The organism is Micromonospora globbae (genome assembly GCF_003610785.1).
Classification (GTDB): Bacteria; Actinomycetota; Actinomycetes; order Mycobacteriales; family Micromonosporaceae; genus Micromonospora; species Micromonospora globbae.
Genome location: NZ_RAQQ01000015.1, coordinates 138,267 through 156,203, shown reverse-complemented (window position 1 = coordinate 156,203; position 17,937 = coordinate 138,267). Strand labels below are relative to the sequence as shown.

The window sequence follows — 17,937 nt, the reverse complement described above, 5'->3', positions numbered from 1 at the left end:
CGTGACCGTGCGGCGTGCCGGCGCCGTCGGATTCGCGGTGGTGGCGATCGGGTCTAGGGCATCACCGCCCGCAGGAACTTCAGGCCGTCGACGGCGATGGCGTCCTGGCTCTCGGCCAGTGGACGCCAGATGGAGGCGGCGGTGGCGATGGTGGCGTTCTCCGCGGTGAACGACTCGATGCACAGCGAGCCGGTGTAGCCGGCCGCGTCGAGCGCCGCGAGGATCGCCGGCCAGTCCAGGTGGTCGGTGCCGGGGGTGCCCCGGTCGTTGCCGCACACCTGCACGTGGGCCACGCGGCCGGCGGCCGCGCGGACGGCCGCCGGGATGTCGGTCTCCTCGATGTTCTGGTGGTAGAGGTCGAGCGCGACCCCGCAGTGCGGCAGGTCCCCGATCGCCTCGACGGTCTGGCCGACGGTGTTGAGCAGGCTCGTCTCGTACCGGTTGAGCGGCTCGACGGCCACCGTGACGCCGGCCGCGCCCGCGTGCGCGACGACCGGGGCGAGGCTCTCCCGAAGTTGCGCGTACGCGCCCGCCCGCTCACCCGGCGACAGCCGCCAGGTCCGGCCCACCGAGGCGTACGCCGGGCCGGCGATCACCGGCGCGCCGACCGTGGCGGCCGCGTCCACGACGCGGCGCAGGTAGTCCTGGGTGGACCGGATCGTGGCCGCGTCGGCCGCCACGAGTTCGCGGCCGGGCGGCATCACGAGGCACACGGTGGCGCCGAGGCCGTGGTCGGCGAGCACCCGGGCGGCCCGCGTCGGATCCCAGTCGCCGGGGTTCTCCACCGGGAGTTCGAGCACGTCGAACCCCCACCCGGCGACCTTGGCCGCCAGCGCGGCCAGGGTCGCGTCGGTCAGCGGCGAGGTCCACACCCAGGTGTTGACCCCGAGGCGGTGGGCAGTCACTTCCACGGCCCCGGGTAGCCCGGCATGTCCTCGCAGCCGCACATCGCGTAGTGCAGGGGCGGCATGTCCTCCTTGACGTACTCCCGGACGTTCTCGCCGGTGATCCGCGGCTGCGGCAGCACCCACTCCTTCGGCACCTGCTCGCCCTTGAGGATCTTCACGGCCGCGATGACGGGGGTGCGCCACTGGTAGGTGGGGTACGTCGGGGCGACAGCCGTCAGGCCCTCGTCGACCCACAGCCGCAGGAAGTCCTGCTGGTCCTCGCCCACGAAGGCCGGCACGTCGACGCCCGCGTCCTGGAACGCCTCGACGGCGGCGACGGCGGTCGCGCCGGCGTCCATCCAGACACCGTCGATCGTGCCCTCGCGCTGGATGTAGTCGGACACGATGCTCTTCGTCTTGGCCGCGTCCCCGTCGGTGAACTCCACACCGACCACGTCGAGTTCGCTGCCGGAGAAGATCTCGTTGGCGGCGGCCCACCGCTGCTCCAGCACGTCCACGCCGGGCAGGATGCGCAGCGCGAGGACCTTGCCGCCGGGCTTGACGTTCTCCTTCAGGAACTCCGCGCCGTTCGCGCCGAACGCGAAGCCGCCGATGGGGTGGATGAACGTGACCGGGCAGGTGGTGTTGACGCCCCGGTCGAACACGATCACCGGCACGCCGGTCGCGCACGCCTGCTCGACGGCCGGTGTGAGGGTGGCCGTGGTGTTCGGCGAGATGATGATCGCCGAGCAGTCGCGGCCGCTCAGCGACTGGATGTCGCTGATCTGCTTGTCGTCCTTGGCCTCCGCGTCCAACACGACGAAGTCGCTGATCTCCGGGTGCAGCTTCACCTCCTGCTGCATGGTCTTGAAGCCCACCTGCCGCCACGGGTTGTCCACCGCGGCGTTGGAGAAGCAGAGCCGGTACTTCCCGCCCGGCTTGGCGTACTTCGCGGTGTCGACCATCTGAGGCTCGAGCATCTGCTCCCACGGCTTGCCGTCCGGGCCCTGCGGCGTGGCGTCGCGGAACGCGAGCTGGCGGTCGTACTCGGCCTGGTCGAAGAACTCGGACCTGCGGGTGTCGGAACTGGGTGACCCGGAGCCCGAGGGCGTCTCCTCGGGCAGGTCGCTGGAACAGCCGGCGAGGGCGAGCACGCCCGCCACGGCCACCAGGGCCCATCTCTTGGTCATTGTCGTGATCTCCTTTGCCAGCCGTGGGGACATCAGGAGGGAGCGGGTTGGGTGCTGTTCCGCTTCGGCCGCCACCGCAGCCGCTGCCGCAGGCCCCCGCCGAGGGCGGCGTAGGCGACGGCGGCGATGATGATGACGCCCTGCACGGCCGATTCGAGGGCGCCGCTCACGCCGAGCAGGTTCAGCAGGGTGAACAGCGCCTCCAGGGACAGCGCGCCGGCCGCGGCCGCGACCACCGAGCCCCGACCGCCGCCGAGGAGCACGCCGCCCAGCACGACCGCGGTGATCGCCCGGAACTCCAGACCGTTGCCGACCTGGGCCGAGACGCCGGCGAACCCGCCGAGCAGGATCGCGGCCACCGCGGCGAGCAGGCCGGACAGGACGAACGCGAGCAGCCGCAGCCGGTCGACCTGGCCGCCGGACAGCCGTACGGCGGCCTCGTTGTCACCGACCGCCACCAGCGCGCGGCCGGTGCCGCCGCGCATGAACAGCGCCGCGGCGACCAGGATCGCCAGCAGGATGAGCACCGACCACGGGACCTCGCCGAGCAGCGGGACGTCCACGCTGCCGCGCCCGAACGTGCGGAACCCGGCGGACAGCGCCCCGCGCGGCGCGCCGTCGGTCCACAGGAAGACCGCGCCGTCGAGCACGAGCATCATGCCGAGCGTCACGATGAACGACGGCACCAGGAGCTTCGTCGTGACCAGCCCGTTGACGAGGCCGACCAGCAGGCCGAAGCCGAGCACGAGCAGGACCACCCCCGTCGTGGCGGACTCGTCGCCGTCGATGAGTCGCGCCGCGATGACCACCCCGGCGGTCACCAGCGCACCGACCGACAGGTCGAACCCGCCGGAGACGATCACGAAGTACTGCCCGATGGCGAGGATCATCAGCGGCGCGGCCCGCTTGAGCAGCGCCAGGTAGCCGGACGGCTCGTCGTAGGCGGGACCGGTGACGGCGAGGCCGACGAGCAGCAGGAGCAGGACGACCAGCACCGGCGCGGTGCCCTCGGCCAGCCGGGGACGCCAGCACGCGGCACCCTCGCGGCGCGCGGCCACGCCAGCCTCCCGTGTCATGCCAGCCTCCCCCGCGCGCGGCGGGCCGTCATCCGCCGGGCGTACAGCGCGACGGCGGTCACCAGGACGACGCCGCGCACCACGTCCTTGAAGAACGGGTCGACCGCGAGGTCGTCGAAGATCGTGTCCAGGGTGGCGAGGATGAGGACGCCGCCGATGGTGCCCACCACGCCGCCGCGACCACCGGCGAGCAGCGTGCCGCCGAGCACGACGGCGGCGATCGACTCCAGGTCGTAGCCGGCGTCGGTGCCGACGTACGGGGCGCCCGAGCCGAGGCGGCTCGCGAGGTAGATGCCGGTGAGGCCGGCGGCGACCGAGCACAGCACGTGGGCGGTGACGACCACCCGCCGGGTCGGCACCCCGGACAGCCGGGCCACCTCGATGTCGCCGCCCACCGCGTACATGTGGTAGCCGGGGCGGGTGCGCGACAGGTACCACCAGGCCACGGCCGCGACGGCCAGCATGAGCAGCGCCGCCACCGGCACCGGGCCGATCCGGTCGTAACCGAGGTGCTGGAAGCCGCGCGGCACGTCGCCGGCCGGGCCGGTGTAGTTGTCCTCCAGGTAGCCGCGCAGGATCAACGCCACGCCGAGCGTCGCGATGAACGCGTTGGCCTTCAGGACCGTGATGACCAGCCCGTTGACCAGACCGACGCCGGCGGCCACCGCGAGCGCCAGCAGCACACCGGGCACCACCATGCCGTCGCGCCCGGCCATCGTCTCCGCCGCGATCAGCGAGGTGAGGCCGATCAGGTACGCCACCGACAGGTCGAGGGACCCGGTGAGGATCACCATCGTCTGCCCGACCGCGACGAGGCCGAGCGCGGCGGCCCGGGTGAGGATGTTGAGGATGCCGGCCTGGTCGAGCAGGACCTCGCCCCGCAGCCCGACGAGCACGCTGCCCACGACGAGCAGCGCCACCAGCGCGAGGTAGACGATGGCGACCGGCGTGAGCCGCGGACGCGGCGCGGCCCGGCCGGTCCTCGGCCGCACCGGGGAGACGTTCTCCTGCACGACGCTCATGCCACCGCCTCCCTCCGGTCGGCGCCGCCACGAGACTCCACCGCGCAGTGCCTGACGATTCGCTCGCCCCGCTCGCTCATGCCGCCGCCTCCCTCCGGTCGGCGCCGCCACGAGACACCACCGCGCAGTGCCTGACGATTCGCTCGCCCCGCTCGCTCATGCCGCCGCCTCCCTCCGGTCGGCGCCGTCACGAGACTCCACCGCGCAGTGCCTGACGATTCGCTCGCTGCGCTCGCTCATGCCACCGCCTCCGCGAGACCGTGCCCGGTGGCCAGGGCCATCACGGCCCCCTCGCTCGCACCGGCCGGCAGCTCACCGGCCAGCGCACCGTCGTGCATGACGAGGATCCGGTCGCTCATCCCGATCAGCTCGGGAAGCTCGGAGGAGATCATCAGCACCGCCACACCGCGTCTCGCGAGGTCCCGCAGCAACTCGTGCACGGCCCGCTTCGCGCCCACGTCGATGCCGCGCGTCGGCTCGTCGACGACCAGCACCTTCGGTGCGACGGCCAGCCACTTGGCGAGGACGACCTTCTGCTGGTTGCCGCCCGACAGGAACCGCACCTCCTGGTGTTCGCCCCGGGCCACCACCGCGACCATGCCGAGCAGCGCCGGCAGGTCCGACCGCGCGCGGGCACGCGCGCCGCGCAGCGCGGCGCGGCGTACCAGCAGGGTGTTGTCGCGCACGGACTGGCGCAGGGCCAGCCCGTCGCCCTTGCGGTCCTCGGTGACCAGCGCGATCCCCAGGCGTACGGCGGTGCGGGGCCGCGCCACCCGCCGCGGCGTCCCGTCCACCTCCAGCACCCCACGGGTGAACGGCTCGACGCCGAACACCGCGCGGGCCACCGCCGAGCGGCCGGAGCCCTGCAGGCCCGCCAACCCGACGATCTCCCCGGCGCGCACCTCGAAGGTCAGGTCCCGGACGCGGTCGTTGCCGGCGCCGCGCAGCGCGAGACGCACCGGCCCGAGGTCGCCGGGGCGGGCCCGGTCCGGGTAGTACTCGCCGAGGTCGCGGCCCACCATGTGGCGGACGAGGTCCTCGGAGGTCAGCTCCCGGGTCGGCGCGCAGGTGACGAAGCGGCCGTCCTTGAGGACGGTGATCCGGTCGGAGAGGTCGAACACCTCGCGCATCCGGTGCGAGACGTACAGGATGGCGATGCCCCGCTCGCGCAACCGGCGTACGAGGTCGTAGAGCAGCTCCACCTCGTGGTCGGCGAGCGCCGCCGTCGGCTCGTCCATGCCCAGCACCCGGGCGTCGGTCGACAGCGCCTTGACGATCTCGACGACCTGCCGCTGGGCGACCGACAGCGAGGCCACGACGTCGGTCGGCGCGATCCCGTCCTCGCCGAGCCAGTCCAGCAACGCGCGGGTGTCGGCCACCATGCGCCGCCGGTCGACCTGCATCCGGCGTACGGGCTCGCGGCCGAGGTAGACGTTCTCGGCGACGGTGCGGTGCGGCAGGAGCGTGAACTCCTGGTGGATGATCGCGATGCCGGCCCGCTGCGCGTCGGTGGGACCGGCGAAGGAGACCTCGGTGCCGTCGACCTCGACGGTGCCGCCGTCGGGGCGGTGCACCCCGGCCAGCACCTTGAGCAACGTGGACTTGCCGGCGCCGTTCTCGCCCATCACCGCGTGCACCTCGCCGCCGCGCAGGTCCAGGTCGACCCCGTGCAGCACGGGCACGCCGAGGAACGACTTGGTGATCCCCCGCAGGCGTACGCGGGTCGCCGGGCCGGGTGTCATCCCGGCACCTCCGTCCACGCGCCGTCGGTGGCGGCGGAGGCCAGGACGGTCTCGGTGATCCGGACCGCGCGCAGCCCGTCGGCGAACGTCGGCAGGCCGTCGGGCACGTCCGCGCCGCGCATGGCGCGGTAGGTGTCCGCGACGAACGCGTCGAAGCAGTCCTGGTAGCCCTGCGCGTGCCCGGCGGGGAGCCGGACGTAGCGCGCGGCGGAGGGGTGCAGCGTGGCGGGGTCACGCAGCAACGTCTGGCCGCCCTCGCGCCGGCCGACCCACAGCCGCTCCGGGTCCTCCTGGTCGAAGCCGAAGCTCGCGTCGGTGCCGGACAGCTCCAGGTGCAGCCGGTTCTTGCGGCCCGCGGCGACCTGTGACACCACCAGGGTGCCGACCATGCCGGCGGCGGTGGTGAAGTGCACGGCGGCGAGGTCCTCGGTGGCCCGGCCGTCGCCGCGGATCCGCTCGTGCACGACCGCGGTGCGGGCGGACAGGCGGGCGATCCGGTCGCCGGTCACGAACTCGAACAGGTCGCACCAGTGGGAGCCGATGTCGGCGAACGCCCGGGACGGGCCGCCGAGCGCGGCGTCGACCCGCCAGTCGTCGTCGGACGGTCGGGACAGCCAGTCCTGGAGATACCCGCCGGTCACGCTGGCGAGCACGCCGGCCTCCCCGGCGGCCAGCCGGGCCCGCAGTTCCCGGACCATCGGGTGGAAGCGGTAGACGAACGGCACGGTGGCCACCCGCCCACCGGCGGCCTCGACCAGCGTCCGCGCGTCGGCGCTGTTCGTCGCGAGTGGCTTCTCGCAGACGACGTGCACGCCGGCGGCGAGCGCCGCGGCGGCGGTCGGGACGTGCGAGGCGTTGGGCGTGCACACGTGCAGCACGTCGATCTCGGCGTCGCCGAGCAGGGTCGTGAGGTCGGGGTAGCCCTCCTCGGCGCCGACCGCGCGGGCCGCGGCGGCGGCACCCTCCGGTCGGGACGCCACGGCGGCCACGACGCTCGCTCCGGCGCGCCGCGCCGCCTCCGCGTGCACCTGCCCCATGAACCCCGCGCCCACGACCGCGACACGCAGGGTCCGCTGCTCGGAATCGGGTTCGCTGGGCGCCGCTGTCACGTCGGCCATAGACATGCGTCGACGGTAGCGACAACTTATGCCCGGGTCAACGAAAAGTCATGCCGTCTTCGCCGATAGTTAGATAGGCAGCGGCGAAAGTCGTCGTGATCGTCGACAGAACCTCCCGTTTCGTCTCGGACATCCCCGATGCCGGACCACCAGACCGGACCGGCGAGCCCGAACGGTCCACTGTGGTGGGCCGTCGTGACGGGCCATCCGGCCAACGCGTCCACGTCCGTCCACTGTGGAATAGCTGTGTCCATCCCTGGAGTCGGGCGGGTACCGTTTGACGCACCCCGGACGACCGCCCGGCACACTCCGGCGTCGGGCGCCTACAGCTGACGTGAGGGCACGCATGACGGCCGCCGACTTCGGCGTCGACCCGAGCACCGCCACCAACCCGGAGCAGTACGTCACGCTGCTGCGTCGCGTCCGCGACCAGTCCGGCCTCGCCTACCGCGAGATCGCCCGACGCGCGCAGCGCAACGGGGACGTGCTGCCGGCGAGCACCCTGGCGACGATGCTGGGCCGGCCGACGCTACCCCGTCGCGAGCTGGTGTCGGCCCTGCTGCGCGCCTGCCAGGTGGCGGACGACCGCGTGTCGGCGTGGCTGGCGGCGTGGGGCCGGCTGGCCGCCGCGCGGGCGACGGCGCCTCCGGCGGCCCCGGACGGACGTCCACCGCGCCGGCCCGGACGCCCACCGGCCGGTCCCGCCGCCCGCACCCCCGCTCCGATCGGTTCCACCGGTCGGAGCGACGGCGTCGGGCGACCCACGGACGGCGCCACCGCCCTGCGTCTGATCCCCGCGAGCGGGACCGGTCCGAGGATCGGACGGGCCGACGGGTCCGGCGCAGGGCCGGACCGGGCCGGACCGCGCGTGTCACCGTGGCCGACCGCCGCCGAGGTACGGCCGGTGGAGAACCGGCCAGGAGCACCCGTGCCGTACCAGCTGCCCCCGGCGCCGCCGCTGATGCTCGGCCGCTCGGCGGAGATCGACCGGCTGCTCGCGTCGACAGCGGCCGACGCGGCCGTGTGCCTGGTCGAAGGGGCCGGCGGCGTCGGCAAGTCCGCGCTCGCCCTGCACGTCGCGCACCGGATCGTCGGGCGGTACGACGGCGGCTGCCTCTACACGGACCTGCGCGGGGCCACCGCCGGCATCGCGCCGGCCGAGCCCGCGGACGTGCTGGGCCGGTTCCTGCGGGCGCTGGGCGCGCCCACCGTTCCGGCCTCGCTCGACGAGGCGTCGGCCCTGCTGCGCACGTGGACGGCCGAACGCGGGGTGCTCGTGGTACTCGACAACGCCGCGTCCGCCGCACAGATCCGGCCGCTCCTTCCCAGCGGTCCCGGGTGCACCACGATCATCACGAGCCGGTGGATGCTCCCCGACCTGGACACCACGGCCCGGATCCGCCTCGATCCGTTGCCCGACGACGCGGCGCTCGCCCTGCTCACCGGGCTCACGGGCCCCGAACGGGTGCGGGCGGAGCCCGCCGCGGCCGCCACCGTGGTGCGCCGGTGCGGCGGACTGCCGCTGGCACTACGGATCGTCGGCGCCCGCGCCGCGGCCCGGCCGGACGCCTCGCTCGCCAGCCTCGCCACGCGTCTGGACGACGAGGGCCTCCGGCTGGACACGCTGGAGGTCGGTGACCTGTCGGTGCGGGCGAGCCTGCACCTGGGCTACCAGGCGTTCGAGGGCGCGCCGCAGAGCGACCGCCGAGAGGCTGCCCGGCTGTTCCGGCTCGCCGCGCTGCCGAGCTGGACGCACCTCACGCCGCACGGGTGCGCGGCACTGGCCGATCTGCCGGTCGACGCGGCGGAGCGGGCGCTGGACGCGTTGGCCGACGCCCACCTCGTCGAGTCCGCCGGTGGCGACCGCTACCGGTTCCACGACATCGTCCGGCTCTACGCCCGGGAACGGGCGCAGGCGGTGGACGACCCGTCCCACCGGGAGCAGGCCCTCGGCCGGCTGACCGCGTGGCTGCTCGCGACCACCATCCGCGCCGCCCGGCTGCTCTACCCGCAGGACCGGTTCGGCATCGACGAGCCAACCGGTCCGGTACGCCCCGACCCACCCCTGCACACCGTCGCCGACGCGTGGGACTGGTTCGACCGGGAGCACACCAACCTGCTGCTGATCGCCCGCCAGCAGACGGCGGCCGGGCGGACCCTCACCGAGGTCGGTGACCTGGCTCTCGTCGCGGCCAAGTTCCTCGACTACGCCGGATACATCGCCGAGCAACAGCAGTTCGGTCACCTCGCCGTCACGGCGGCGAACCGGCGCGACGACCGCGCCGGCGAGGCGTCCGGGCTCAACATCGTCGCGGTCGCGCTGCTCCGGCAGGGCCGCATCGACGACGCGATCCCGCTGCTGGAACGTTCCCTGGCCGTCCAGCGCGAGCTCGGTGACCGAGGCCGGGAGGCCGCGATCCTGAACAACCTCGGCAACGCGCTACGCGACCGCGGCGACCTGACCGGCGCCCTGCACCGCCTGCGGGCCGCGCTGGAGATCCGGCGGCAACTCGGGCAACGGCACAAGGAGGCCCTGGTCCTCGACAACCTGGCCCTGGTGCACCAGCGCCTCGGCGACCACTCCCGGGCCATCGCCTGTCACGAGGCGGGCCTCGCCCTGACCGACAGCGGCACCGACCCCTTGCGGGAGGCCCAGGCGCTGGTCAACTTCGCCGAGACGCTCCAGGCCGCCGGCGACCACCGCGCGGCGATCGCGCGCGCGGGCGAGTCGCTGGAGATCTGCCGACGCTACGAGCACCAGCGGGGCATCGGCCTGGCGCTCCAGGTGCTGGGCAACGCCCACGCCGGCCTCGGCCACGCCGCCCTGGCGCACCAGCACTGGCGGGACGCCCTGGACCGGCTCGACGGCCTGGACCCGCAGGCGTGCGCCCAGCTGCGCGCCGCCCTGGCCGGGGCCACCACCACCGGCTCCGGCTGAGGGCGGCCCGTTCTCAGCAGCGGATCCGAGGTGCCAGTCGGGCGTCGGTGGGGGCGTCGCGGTCCAGGTAGGTCGACTCGGCGAAGGCCAGGAAACGTTCCGCGTCGGCCATGGTCGAGACCAGGCCGAAGGAGACGCGTACCGCGCCGCCGGTGGGCAGCCGCAACGTGGCGAGGTGCTGGTCGATCGTCTCGGCGTGCGTGAGGATCGCGCGGCGCAGCAGGTCCCGGTTGATCCCGAAGGCCGCCTCGGCCGCGCCCGGGTTGCAGAAGCATCCGGTACGCAGGGCGAAGCCGGCCGCCGACGATTCGCGCGCGACGAGCCGCTCGTCGACGAGTGACCCGTCCGGGTGGCGGAAGTTGAACGCCACGGTGCCGCCGCGAGCGTGGCCCGTCGACGGCCCGTACACCTGCACCAGCGGCCGGCCGTTGCGGTGCCGCAACGCGGTCAGCCGCTCCAGCAGCCAGGCGGTGAGCAGACCGACCCGGGCGTGGACGAGGTCGACGCCGATCGAGTCGAGCCAGCCCAACCCGAACTCCACGTCGGGGATGCTGAGGAAGTTGAGGGTGCCGTCCTCGAACCCCGACTCGTCCCCCATCGGCTGGTGCCAGTCGCCCTGGACGCTGACCGCCCGGATGGTGCCACCCGCGAACCACGGTCGACGTAGCCGGGCCAGCGCGTCGCGGCGGGCGAGCAGCGCCCCCACCCCCGTGGGGTAGCCGAAGAGCTTGTACCAGCTCAGGCAGACGAAGTCCGGCCGCACGACGCTGAGGTCCAGCCGGTTCGTCGGGGCGAACGCGGCCGCGTCGAGGAGCACGTCGTACCCGTGCCGCTGGGCCAGGTCCACCCATGCCAGCGGATGCTGGACACCGGTGAAGTTGCTCTGCGCCGGGTACGCGAAGAGCCCCGACCTGCCGGTGCGGCGCCACCGTCGAGGGCCGACCAGCCGGCCGGCGGTCAGCGCGGCGATCACGTCGGGTTCGCTCACCCGCAGGTCGGGGCCGCTCAGCGGCACGTAACGCACCGGCGCGCCGGCCGTACGGGCGTACTCCCGGATCCCGTTGACGGAGTTGTGGTTGTCCCACGTCAGCACGAGCGGGCGACCGCGGCCGAAGTCGTACGCCTCGCCGACCAGGCGGCAGGCGCCGCTCGCGTTGGGTGTGAAGATGACCGCGTACTCGGCCGGGTCGGCGCGGAAGAAGCCGAGCACCGCCCGCCGGGCCGACTCGACGAGGGAACCGGCCGCCTCGGAGGTGGGGTTCTCGGAGTGCGGATTGCTGTACAGGCCCGAGAGCAGCCGGTCGTGGTGGGCCGCGACCTGTGCCCGTGCCACCACCCCGGCTCCCGTGTAGTCGAGGTAGACGCTGCCGTCGCGGTCGAGGTGCCGGTACTCGGTGGCGCGCAGCGCGTCGATCCGGGCGGTGTCCGCGACGGTCGCCGCGACACGCACGCCGGCCGGTGCGGTGGACGGCTGGTCGTCGGCGGTCACGGGGAGAGCTGCCGATCCGGTTCGGGGCGGGCGGCGCGGCCCAGGGCGCTCCGGTCGAGTTTGCCGTTGGGCAGGGTGGGCAGCCGGGGCACCCGCACGAACACGGTGGGTACGGCCACGGCGGGCAGCCGGTCGAGCAGGTGCGCCCGCAGGCTCTTCTGGTCCACCGGTTCGGCGCTGACGACGAATGCCACGCCCTGCCAGGGGACGGCGACGCCGGCCAGCAGCACCGCCGGGTGGGACATCAGGGCGTGCTCGATCTCGGCCGGTTCGATGCGCATGCCGCCGACCTTGAGCTGCTCGTCGACCCGTCCGTGGTACCGGAGCAGGCCGTCGGCGCCCATGCTGACCCGGTCGCCGGTGCGGTACACCGGCCCGCCGGACACCACGCCGGGCGAGGAGATGCACAGTTCGCCGTCCTCGATCGAGATCGTGGTGCCGGGGATCGGCCGGCCGATGGGTACCGGGTCCTCCCCCGGCACGCATCGGTGCACGGTGCTCCAGACGGTGCACTCGGTCGGTCCGTACTCGTTGTGGAGCGTGGCGTGCGGCATCCGCTCATGGTGCAGGTCGACCAGGGCGGGTGGGCAGGTCTCACCGGCCACGATCACGGTGGTCAGGCTGCGGATGGGCGAACGGAGCAGCAGCCGGTACAGCGAGGGCACCATCAGCGTGTGGGTGGGCCGGTGCACGGCTCCCGCCCGGACCAGCGCCCGCACGTCGAACGGCCGGTCGCTGGGGATGACCAGCGTGCCCCCGGTGCACAGGGTCCAGTAGACGCCCGCCACGGAACTGTCGAACGAGATCGACGAGCACAGCAGGAAACGCTCGGGTGGGCGACCGTAGTACTCGAGCCGGGCGCCGGTCGAGTAGCTCAGCGCCGCCCGCGACACGGTCACCGCCTTCGGCACGCCGGTCGAGCCGCTGGTGAACATCGTGTACGCGAAGGGCCCGTCCCGCCACGGCGAATGGGCCGGAGCCAGCGATGCCAGCAGCCCTTCGGTGAGCGTGACCCGGGCGCCGCTGCGGGCGACCATCAGGTCCCGGCGAGCGGCCGGGAAGGCCGCGTCGACGGGGACGTACCGTGCTCCCGCCCGCAGGACGCCGAGCATGGCCACGACGGCCCAGCGCGACAGCCGGGTGTGCACGACCACCGCCTCGCCGGCGCCCACCCCGAGCTGGTCGAGGTGCGCGGCGACCGCACCGCTCAGGCCGTCCAGGTCGGCGTACGTCAGGGCCTGCTCGGGATCCACCACCGCCAGCGCCTCCCCGCGGGAGCGCAGCTGGGCGGCCAGCGCGTCGGGGATCACCGCCGCCTGCCCACGACCGGCATCCGCCGGATCCCCGCCAGCCAGGTCGACCGGACGCGCTCCACCTCGCCGGCCGGCTCGAAGGACGCGAAGGTGGCGAACAGCTCCTCGAAGAAGATGCGCAGCGTCAGCCGGGCGACGGGTGCTCCCAGGCAGTAGTGGCGCCCGTCGCCGAACGCCAGGTGCCGGTTCGGGTGGCGGTCGGGGTCCATCGTGTCGGCGTCGGGGAACACGGTCTCGTCGCGGTTCGCCGACCCGAGCCACACCACGACGGCGTCACCCGCCGGGATGCGTACGCCGCCGACGGTGGTGTCCCGCTTCGTGAGTCGCATGAAGTGCCCGGCCGGCGTGGTGAACCGCAGCGCCTCCTCGACCGCCCGGTCGATCCGGTCGGGTCGCCGGGCCCACTCCTCGTAGCGCCCGGTGCGGATGAGCTCGGCCAGCGCCGCGCGGGGCACGTGCGGGATGGCGGCGCCGCCGCCGAGGAGCAGGCTGTAGCAGTTGGCCACGACGGCGCCGGGCCGCAGCGGCATGGACGCCAGCAGGTCCACGAGGTCCCCGCGCGGGCGCCGCCGGTGGTCGAGCACCAGGTGGAGCAGGTAGGCGAACAGCTCGCGGTGCCCGCGCTCGAGGGTCGCGGTCGGGCCGTCGGGCAGCATGGCCTCCGGGTCGTGCTCGGCCACCGACATGGCCACCCACCGGGCCAGGTCGGGCCAGTCCGCGGCGGGGATGCCCATGAGCGGCCCCAGGAAAGCCAGCGGCAGGCCGGAGGTGAGGTCGGCGAAGTCCAGGGGCCCGTCGGCGGGGTGCAGCATCCCCCGTACGAAGGACCGGATGGCCGGCGCGTGGCGTGCCACCGCGCGCGTGGTCATCTGTCGTTGCAGCGGCCCGCGGATGAGCCCGTGCCGCGGCGGGTCGCTGGACGCGAACTGCTGGTCTCGCGCCGGTTCCGGTCGGCCGAGCATGTTGAGCATCACCCCGCCGGTGGAGCTGAACGTCTCGTGGTCGGTGAGGACGGCTCGGACGTCGGCGTAGCGGGTGACGGCCCAGAAGCCCGACCGCCCCTCGACCGGCTGCCAGCCCACCGGATCCCACCGGCGCAGCGCCCGCAACGCGGCGTGCGGGTCTCCCACCTCGTGGAGGACGGGGTCGGCGAGGTGGGCCCTGCCCGGGGGGCGGGTGTGGCCACAGGGCGCGATCCTCATGAGGCCAGCACCTCGTCGACCAGCTCGGCGATGGTGGGCTTGAGGAACAGCACCGCGGCGTCGACCTCGACGCCGAGGCGATCGTAGAGGTCCATGAGCAGGTCGGCGGCGAGCAGCGAGTCGCCGCCGAGGGCGAAGAAGTTGTCCTCGACGCCGATCGGTGTGACGTTCAGCTTCTCGCTCCACAGCCGGGTCAACATCGACTCAAGCTCGGGCCGGGTCGGCATCGATCTCCTCCCATCGCTCGACGAAGCGCCGCATCAGGGCGCGCATCTCGGGTTCCCCGTACGACCGGCGATAGCGCAGGCAGGCCGTGTAGGCGCCGCCCGCGCCCGGCTCGAGCCAGAACGCCAGCCCGTTGACGGGCAACAGCGGCCCGCCCAGCCCGAGCCCGGGAGGGATCGTCAGCGGTTCGATCCCGGCACCGTCCGGCACCTGGATGACCTCGAACTGGGCCAGGCTCGGTCCGCCTGCGGCGAACAACGCGTCGGCCTGCGGCACCGCGTCCAGCAGCAGCGGGAACGGGATCTCGTTCGCGTACGCCTCGGCGAACGCGCGGTGGACCGAGCCCACGGTCGGCGTGCCGAGCCGCACCGGCAGCACGTTCATGTACAGCCCCACGGTGTCCCACTCGGACCTGCGGCGGCCGTGGGTGAGCACCGGAACGACGGTCTCGCCGTGGCACAGCGGGCCGAGCGCCCGCGCGAACGCGGTGAGCAGGACGACGAACGGCGTGCTGCGCGCGACCCGTGCGACCGCCGCCGCGTGCTCCTGCGTGATGCCGCTCGGTTGCCGGATCTCCGCCGTGCCGGCGCGGTCGTCCGTACCCGCGACGAGGGCCGGGACGTCGGTGAGCATCGCGTTCCAGAACGGCGCGGAACGGGCCACCCGCCGGGCCGGGTACCCGGCCGTGCCGTCGTGGTACGAGGGCGCCGGTCCGCTGCCCGGCTTCAGCACCTCGCGGACCAGCAGCCGCATCGACCACGGATCCGAGACGGTGTGGTGAGCCACGAGCAGCAGCTCGGCACCGGCCAGGTACGCCCACAGCAGGCAGGGTGCGTCGGGCGGGTACCGCCCCGCGGCCGCCGCCGCCCACACGTCGTCGACCGTCCTCAGTGCGACCGGTCCCTCCCCCAGTACGGGGTGCCGGGCGACGATCGCGTCGAGGGACCGCCGCAGCGCGGCGGGGTCGGGCTCCGCCGGCAGCCGGACCCCGCCCAGGGCGACGAACCGGTCGGCGTCCGCCGGCCCGCCCACCCAGGACAGGATGCGCTGCCCGAACGGCTGGTCATCCACGTCGTCCTCCTCCCGTGGCCTCTCCGGCCATGTCGACGGGCACCCGCTCGCGCGCCGCCGGTGACGGCGTCGCGTCCGGCGCGGCGTCCGGCACGTCGCGGCGCCGCCGCAGCGGTGAGAAGTAGAGCCACAGGCCGGACGCCCACACCCCGACGGCGGCGATCCACAACGTCGGCCGCACACCGAGCCAGCTGCCCAGCAGACCGCCGGCGAGGGCGCCCACCGGCATCACCCCGAAGATCACCCACCGGATCGAGGCGGTCATGCGTCCCAGCAGCTCCGGCGGGCACACTCCCTGCCGGTAGCTGATCGCCGCCGCGTTGTAGATGGCGAACAGGGCTCCCAGCCCGGCCATGCCCACCGTGTAGGCGACCGGGCCCCAGCCGGGCCGCGCGGCCGGCACGAGCAGCACCGTCCAGCCGAGTCCCAGCGGAGCGATCCAGATGATCCGCGCGCTGCCCACCAGTCGCGCCAGCCGCGCGGACAGCAGGCCACCGCCGATCCCGCCGAGCGTGGTGAGTGCCAACACGACGCCGACGGTGTGCTCGTCCAGCCGCAGGTCCCGCACGAGGTAGAGGACGGCCAGGGCGAAGATCATCTGGCTGAACAGGTTGAGCGACGCCGACGCCGCCACCAGCCTGGGCATGATCGGATGGCGGAACACGAACGACAGCCCGGCGGCCAGCTCCCGGCGGAAGTCCCGCGGTCCCGCCGCCGCGGGTGGGTCCTCCGCACGCCGGATGAACAGCAGGGACGCCGCGTTGACCAGGTAGGCGAGGGCGTCGACGCCCACCGTGCGCGCCACACCCAGCGCCGACGCCAAGGCGCCGCCCACGCTGTATCCGGCGATCCGGGAGACCGCGTACGTGGTCGCCAGCTTGCCGTTGGCCTCGAGCAGTTGCCCGCCCGGCACGACCGCCGGCAGGAAGCTCTGGTGCGCGGTCTCGTACAGCACGGTGCACACGCTGGACAGCAACGCCACGATCCAGAGGTGCGCCATCGTGACCCAGCCGGCCCAGGCGCCGACGGCGACGGTTGCCACCAGCCCGGCGCGGACGAGGTGGCAGACCACCATGACGCGGCGTTTGCGCATCCGGTCCACCCACACACCGGCGGGCAGGGACAGGAACAGGTAGGCGACCATCCGGGTGGCGCTGAGGATGCCCACCTCGACGGCGGTGGCGTCCAGGACGGTGACCGCGAGCAGCGGGATGGCCAGCAGCGAGACGGCGTCGCCGACCTCGCTGAGCGTCCGGCCGGACCACAGCACCATGAAGTCGCGGTTGCGCCAGAGGCTGGTGGTCACTGCGCGTCCTTGACGGTGCGCAGCAGGAGGTCGGCCATGGTGGTCAGGAAGCGTTCCACCTCGGCCCGCCCGTACCCGTCGCGCATCACCCGCAGGGTGAGCTGCACGGTCGGGTGGGCCCTGGCGATCAGATAGAAGCTGGCCCCACTGTAGGAGCGCGGCGGAAGCCACTCGATGCGGCCGGGCAGGACCTCGGTGGACGCGGGATCGGCGTCGGCCGGCGGCGGGATGAACGTGACGTAGCTCCCGTGGTCGAAGTCGTGCGGCCCCACGGCGAACGGGTCGTACACACCGTGCCGCATGGCGCGTACCGCCGCCACGTTGACCTCGCGGGCCACCGGGCCCAGCGGCCCGTCGGGATCGACGGGGACCAGCATGGGCACCCACTGGGTCATCGACGACACCAGGCGTCGTACGGCCGGGTCGAGCCGGTTCGCGGCCAACTGCCACAGCAGCTGATCCGCCACCCCCGTGGTCGCGGCCAGCGCCTGCGCGTAGACCGCGAGCAGCAGATTGGGCAGGGTCACCCGCAGGTGCTGGGCCGCGCGGCGGGCCGCGCCGTACGGGACACCCGTGTCGACGAGAGCCCGCACCAGAGGACCGCGGGACACCGGTGCCCGTGGGGCGGCCGCGACGGTGTGGCGGCGGTACTCGACGGCCGCGGTCAACCTCTCCCGGAACGCGTCGCCGCGCTGCCGTTCGGCCACCTCCCGCGGCGCCGGGGCGTCGGGGAGGGGTTCGTCGCGCAGCAGCGCGTGGAAGTCGGACTCCAGGACCCGTAGCGCGGCGCCGTCGGCCACGATGTGGTGGATCACCAGATGGACCCGCGGTGGCCCGTCGTCCGGCGTACGGACCCAGGCGCGCCACGCCGGCTCGGCGGTCAGGTCGAACGGCTCCCGCACGGACGCCGCACCGAACCGCACGGGCGGGTCGCGCAGCACCGCCTGGCGTACCTCGCCGGACTCGTGGGCCGGGCGGTAGACGGTGCGCAGCGACTCGTGCCGCACCGCCAGCGCGGTGAGGGCATGCCGGATCCGCTCCTCGGTGACGGGGGCCGCGACCGGCCACACGACGTCCTGGTTGGACTCCCACAGCTGCTCGGGCGGGCGCACCGCGAGGGCCTTCCACATGGAGAGCTGGCCCATGGTGAGCGGGTAGGTGCCCTCGATCGGCATGGATCCTCCAGCCTCGGGGGTGGGTGGTCACCTCGCGGTGGCCACCCACCGTGGTTCAGTGCTCTCAGCCGGCGCAGTCGTCCTTACGCATCGCCGCACCTCCTCTCGTCAGCGCCGTCGACTCCCTCCGGTTCGCACGGATCCGGAGGCACATCGCCGAGGTGATGGCGGGGTCAGGTCCAG

Annotated in this window: 14 protein-coding genes and 1 pseudogene; 1 reads left to right on the top strand and 14 read right to left on the bottom strand. The window is 73.8% G+C overall.

Annotated elements, in window-relative coordinates; all coding sequences use genetic code 11:
• Nucleotides 1-53: 53 nt before the first annotated feature.
• From D7I43_RS20915 to D7I43_RS20890, 7 genes and pseudogenes are all read right to left on the bottom strand, one after another.
• Nucleotides 54-905, bottom strand: coding sequence for a sugar phosphate isomerase/epimerase family protein (locus tag D7I43_RS20915; RefSeq protein WP_120330229.1), 852 nt, complete (start codon nt 903-905; stop codon nt 54-56).
• A complete protein-coding gene (locus D7I43_RS20910; protein WP_120330228.1) occupies nt 902-2,077 on the bottom strand; it encodes a substrate-binding domain-containing protein in 1,176 nt (391 codons plus the stop codon). The genes D7I43_RS20915 and D7I43_RS20910 overlap by 4 nt, the downstream gene beginning before the upstream one ends.
• Before the next feature lie 32 nt (nt 2,078-2,109).
• Entirely contained in the window at nt 2,110-3,153 is a 1,044-nt protein-coding gene (locus D7I43_RS20905) for an ABC transporter permease (RefSeq protein WP_120330227.1), read from the bottom strand.
• Nucleotides 3,150-4,175: an ABC transporter permease gene (locus D7I43_RS20900; RefSeq protein ID WP_120330226.1), complete on the bottom strand. Its 1,026-nt coding sequence runs from the start codon at nt 4,173-4,175 to the stop codon at nt 3,150-3,152. The genes D7I43_RS20905 and D7I43_RS20900 overlap by 4 nt, the downstream gene beginning before the upstream one ends.
• Before the next feature lie 236 nt (nt 4,176-4,411).
• A complete protein-coding gene (locus tag D7I43_RS34415; RefSeq protein ID WP_420870226.1) occupies nt 4,412-5,197 on the bottom strand; it encodes an ATP-binding cassette domain-containing protein in 786 nt (261 codons plus the stop codon).
• Nucleotides 5,198-5,407: 210 nt separating this feature from the next.
• Nucleotides 5,408-5,917, bottom strand: a pseudogene (locus D7I43_RS34410) (ATP-binding cassette domain-containing protein); the annotation flags it as partial.
• Nucleotides 5,914-7,041 carry a Gfo/Idh/MocA family protein gene (locus D7I43_RS20890; RefSeq protein ID WP_204985250.1) on the bottom strand — a complete coding sequence of 376 codons (1,128 nt, stop codon included), beginning with the start codon at nt 7,039-7,041 and terminating at the stop codon, nt 5,914-5,916. The gene D7I43_RS20890 and the pseudogene D7I43_RS34410, both read right to left, overlap by 4 nt.
• Before the next feature lie 340 nt (nt 7,042-7,381).
• Between D7I43_RS20890 and D7I43_RS20885 the strand changes: the two genes are divergently transcribed.
• Nucleotides 7,382-9,973 (top strand): ATP-binding protein, encoded by a 2,592-nt coding sequence (locus D7I43_RS20885; RefSeq protein ID WP_120330223.1) that lies wholly within the window; start codon nt 7,382-7,384, stop codon nt 9,971-9,973.
• A gap of 13 nt (nt 9,974-9,986) precedes the next feature.
• Here D7I43_RS20885 and D7I43_RS20880 read toward each other — a convergent pair whose 3' ends face one another.
• From D7I43_RS20880 to D7I43_RS20845, 7 genes are read right to left on the bottom strand one after another with little or no spacing between them, the layout of a single operon-like run.
• Complete coding sequence (locus D7I43_RS20880; protein ID WP_120330222.1) at nt 9,987-11,462, bottom strand: aminotransferase class V-fold PLP-dependent enzyme; 1,476 nt, start codon at nt 11,460-11,462, stop codon at nt 9,987-9,989.
• Entirely contained in the window at nt 11,459-12,772 is a 1,314-nt protein-coding gene (locus D7I43_RS32500; RefSeq protein WP_158610124.1) for an amino acid adenylation domain-containing protein, read from the bottom strand. The genes D7I43_RS20880 and D7I43_RS32500 overlap by 4 nt, the downstream gene beginning before the upstream one ends.
• Nucleotides 12,769-13,977, bottom strand: a complete 1,209-nt coding sequence (locus D7I43_RS20865) for a cytochrome P450 (protein WP_120330221.1) — start codon at nt 13,975-13,977, stop codon at nt 12,769-12,771. The genes D7I43_RS32500 and D7I43_RS20865 overlap by 4 nt, the downstream gene beginning before the upstream one ends.
• On the bottom strand, nt 13,974-14,204 hold the full coding sequence (locus D7I43_RS20860; protein WP_120330220.1) for a phosphopantetheine-binding protein: 231 nt from the start codon (nt 14,202-14,204) through the stop codon (nt 13,974-13,976). Before D7I43_RS20860 ends, D7I43_RS20865 begins: the two co-directional genes overlap by 4 nt.
• Nucleotides 14,182-15,273, bottom strand: coding sequence for a condensation domain-containing protein (locus D7I43_RS20855; protein ID WP_120330219.1), 1,092 nt, complete (start codon nt 15,271-15,273; stop codon nt 14,182-14,184). The genes D7I43_RS20860 and D7I43_RS20855 overlap by 23 nt, the downstream gene beginning before the upstream one ends.
• Nucleotides 15,266-16,579, bottom strand: coding sequence for an MFS transporter (locus D7I43_RS20850; RefSeq protein WP_240033075.1), 1,314 nt, complete (start codon nt 16,577-16,579; stop codon nt 15,266-15,268). The genes D7I43_RS20855 and D7I43_RS20850 overlap by 8 nt, the downstream gene beginning before the upstream one ends.
• Nucleotides 16,576-17,754: a condensation domain-containing protein gene (locus tag D7I43_RS20845; protein WP_120330218.1), complete on the bottom strand. Its 1,179-nt coding sequence runs from the start codon at nt 17,752-17,754 to the stop codon at nt 16,576-16,578. Before D7I43_RS20845 ends, D7I43_RS20850 begins: the two co-directional genes overlap by 4 nt.
• Nucleotides 17,755-17,937: the final 183 nt, after the last annotated feature.

Coding starts and splice junctions, on each gene's coding strand:
- D7I43_RS20910 (WP_120330228.1), bottom strand. CDS start 2,077: ATGACCAAGAGATGGGCCCTGGTGGCCGTGGCGGGCGTGCTCGCCCTC.
- D7I43_RS20905 (WP_120330227.1), bottom strand. CDS start 3,153: ATGACACGGGAGGCTGGCGTGGCCGCGCGCCGCGAGGGTGCCGCGTGC.
- D7I43_RS20900 (WP_120330226.1), bottom strand. CDS start 4,175: ATGAGCGTCGTGCAGGAGAACGTCTCCCCGGTGCGGCCGAGGACCGGC.
- D7I43_RS34415 (WP_420870226.1), bottom strand. CDS start 5,197: ATGGTGGGCCGCGACCTCGGCGAGTACTACCCGGACCGGGCCCGCCCC.
- D7I43_RS20890 (WP_204985250.1), bottom strand. CDS start 7,041: ATGTCTATGGCCGACGTGACAGCGGCGCCCAGCGAACCCGATTCCGAG.
- D7I43_RS20885 (WP_120330223.1), top strand. CDS start 7,382: ATGACGGCCGCCGACTTCGGCGTCGACCCGAGCACCGCCACCAACCCG.
- D7I43_RS20865 (WP_120330221.1), bottom strand. CDS start 13,977: ATGAGGATCGCGCCCTGTGGCCACACCCGCCCCCCGGGCAGGGCCCAC.
- D7I43_RS20860 (WP_120330220.1), bottom strand. CDS start 14,204: ATGCCGACCCGGCCCGAGCTTGAGTCGATGTTGACCCGGCTGTGGAGC.
- D7I43_RS20845 (WP_120330218.1), bottom strand. CDS start 17,754: ATGCCGATCGAGGGCACCTACCCGCTCACCATGGGCCAGCTCTCCATG.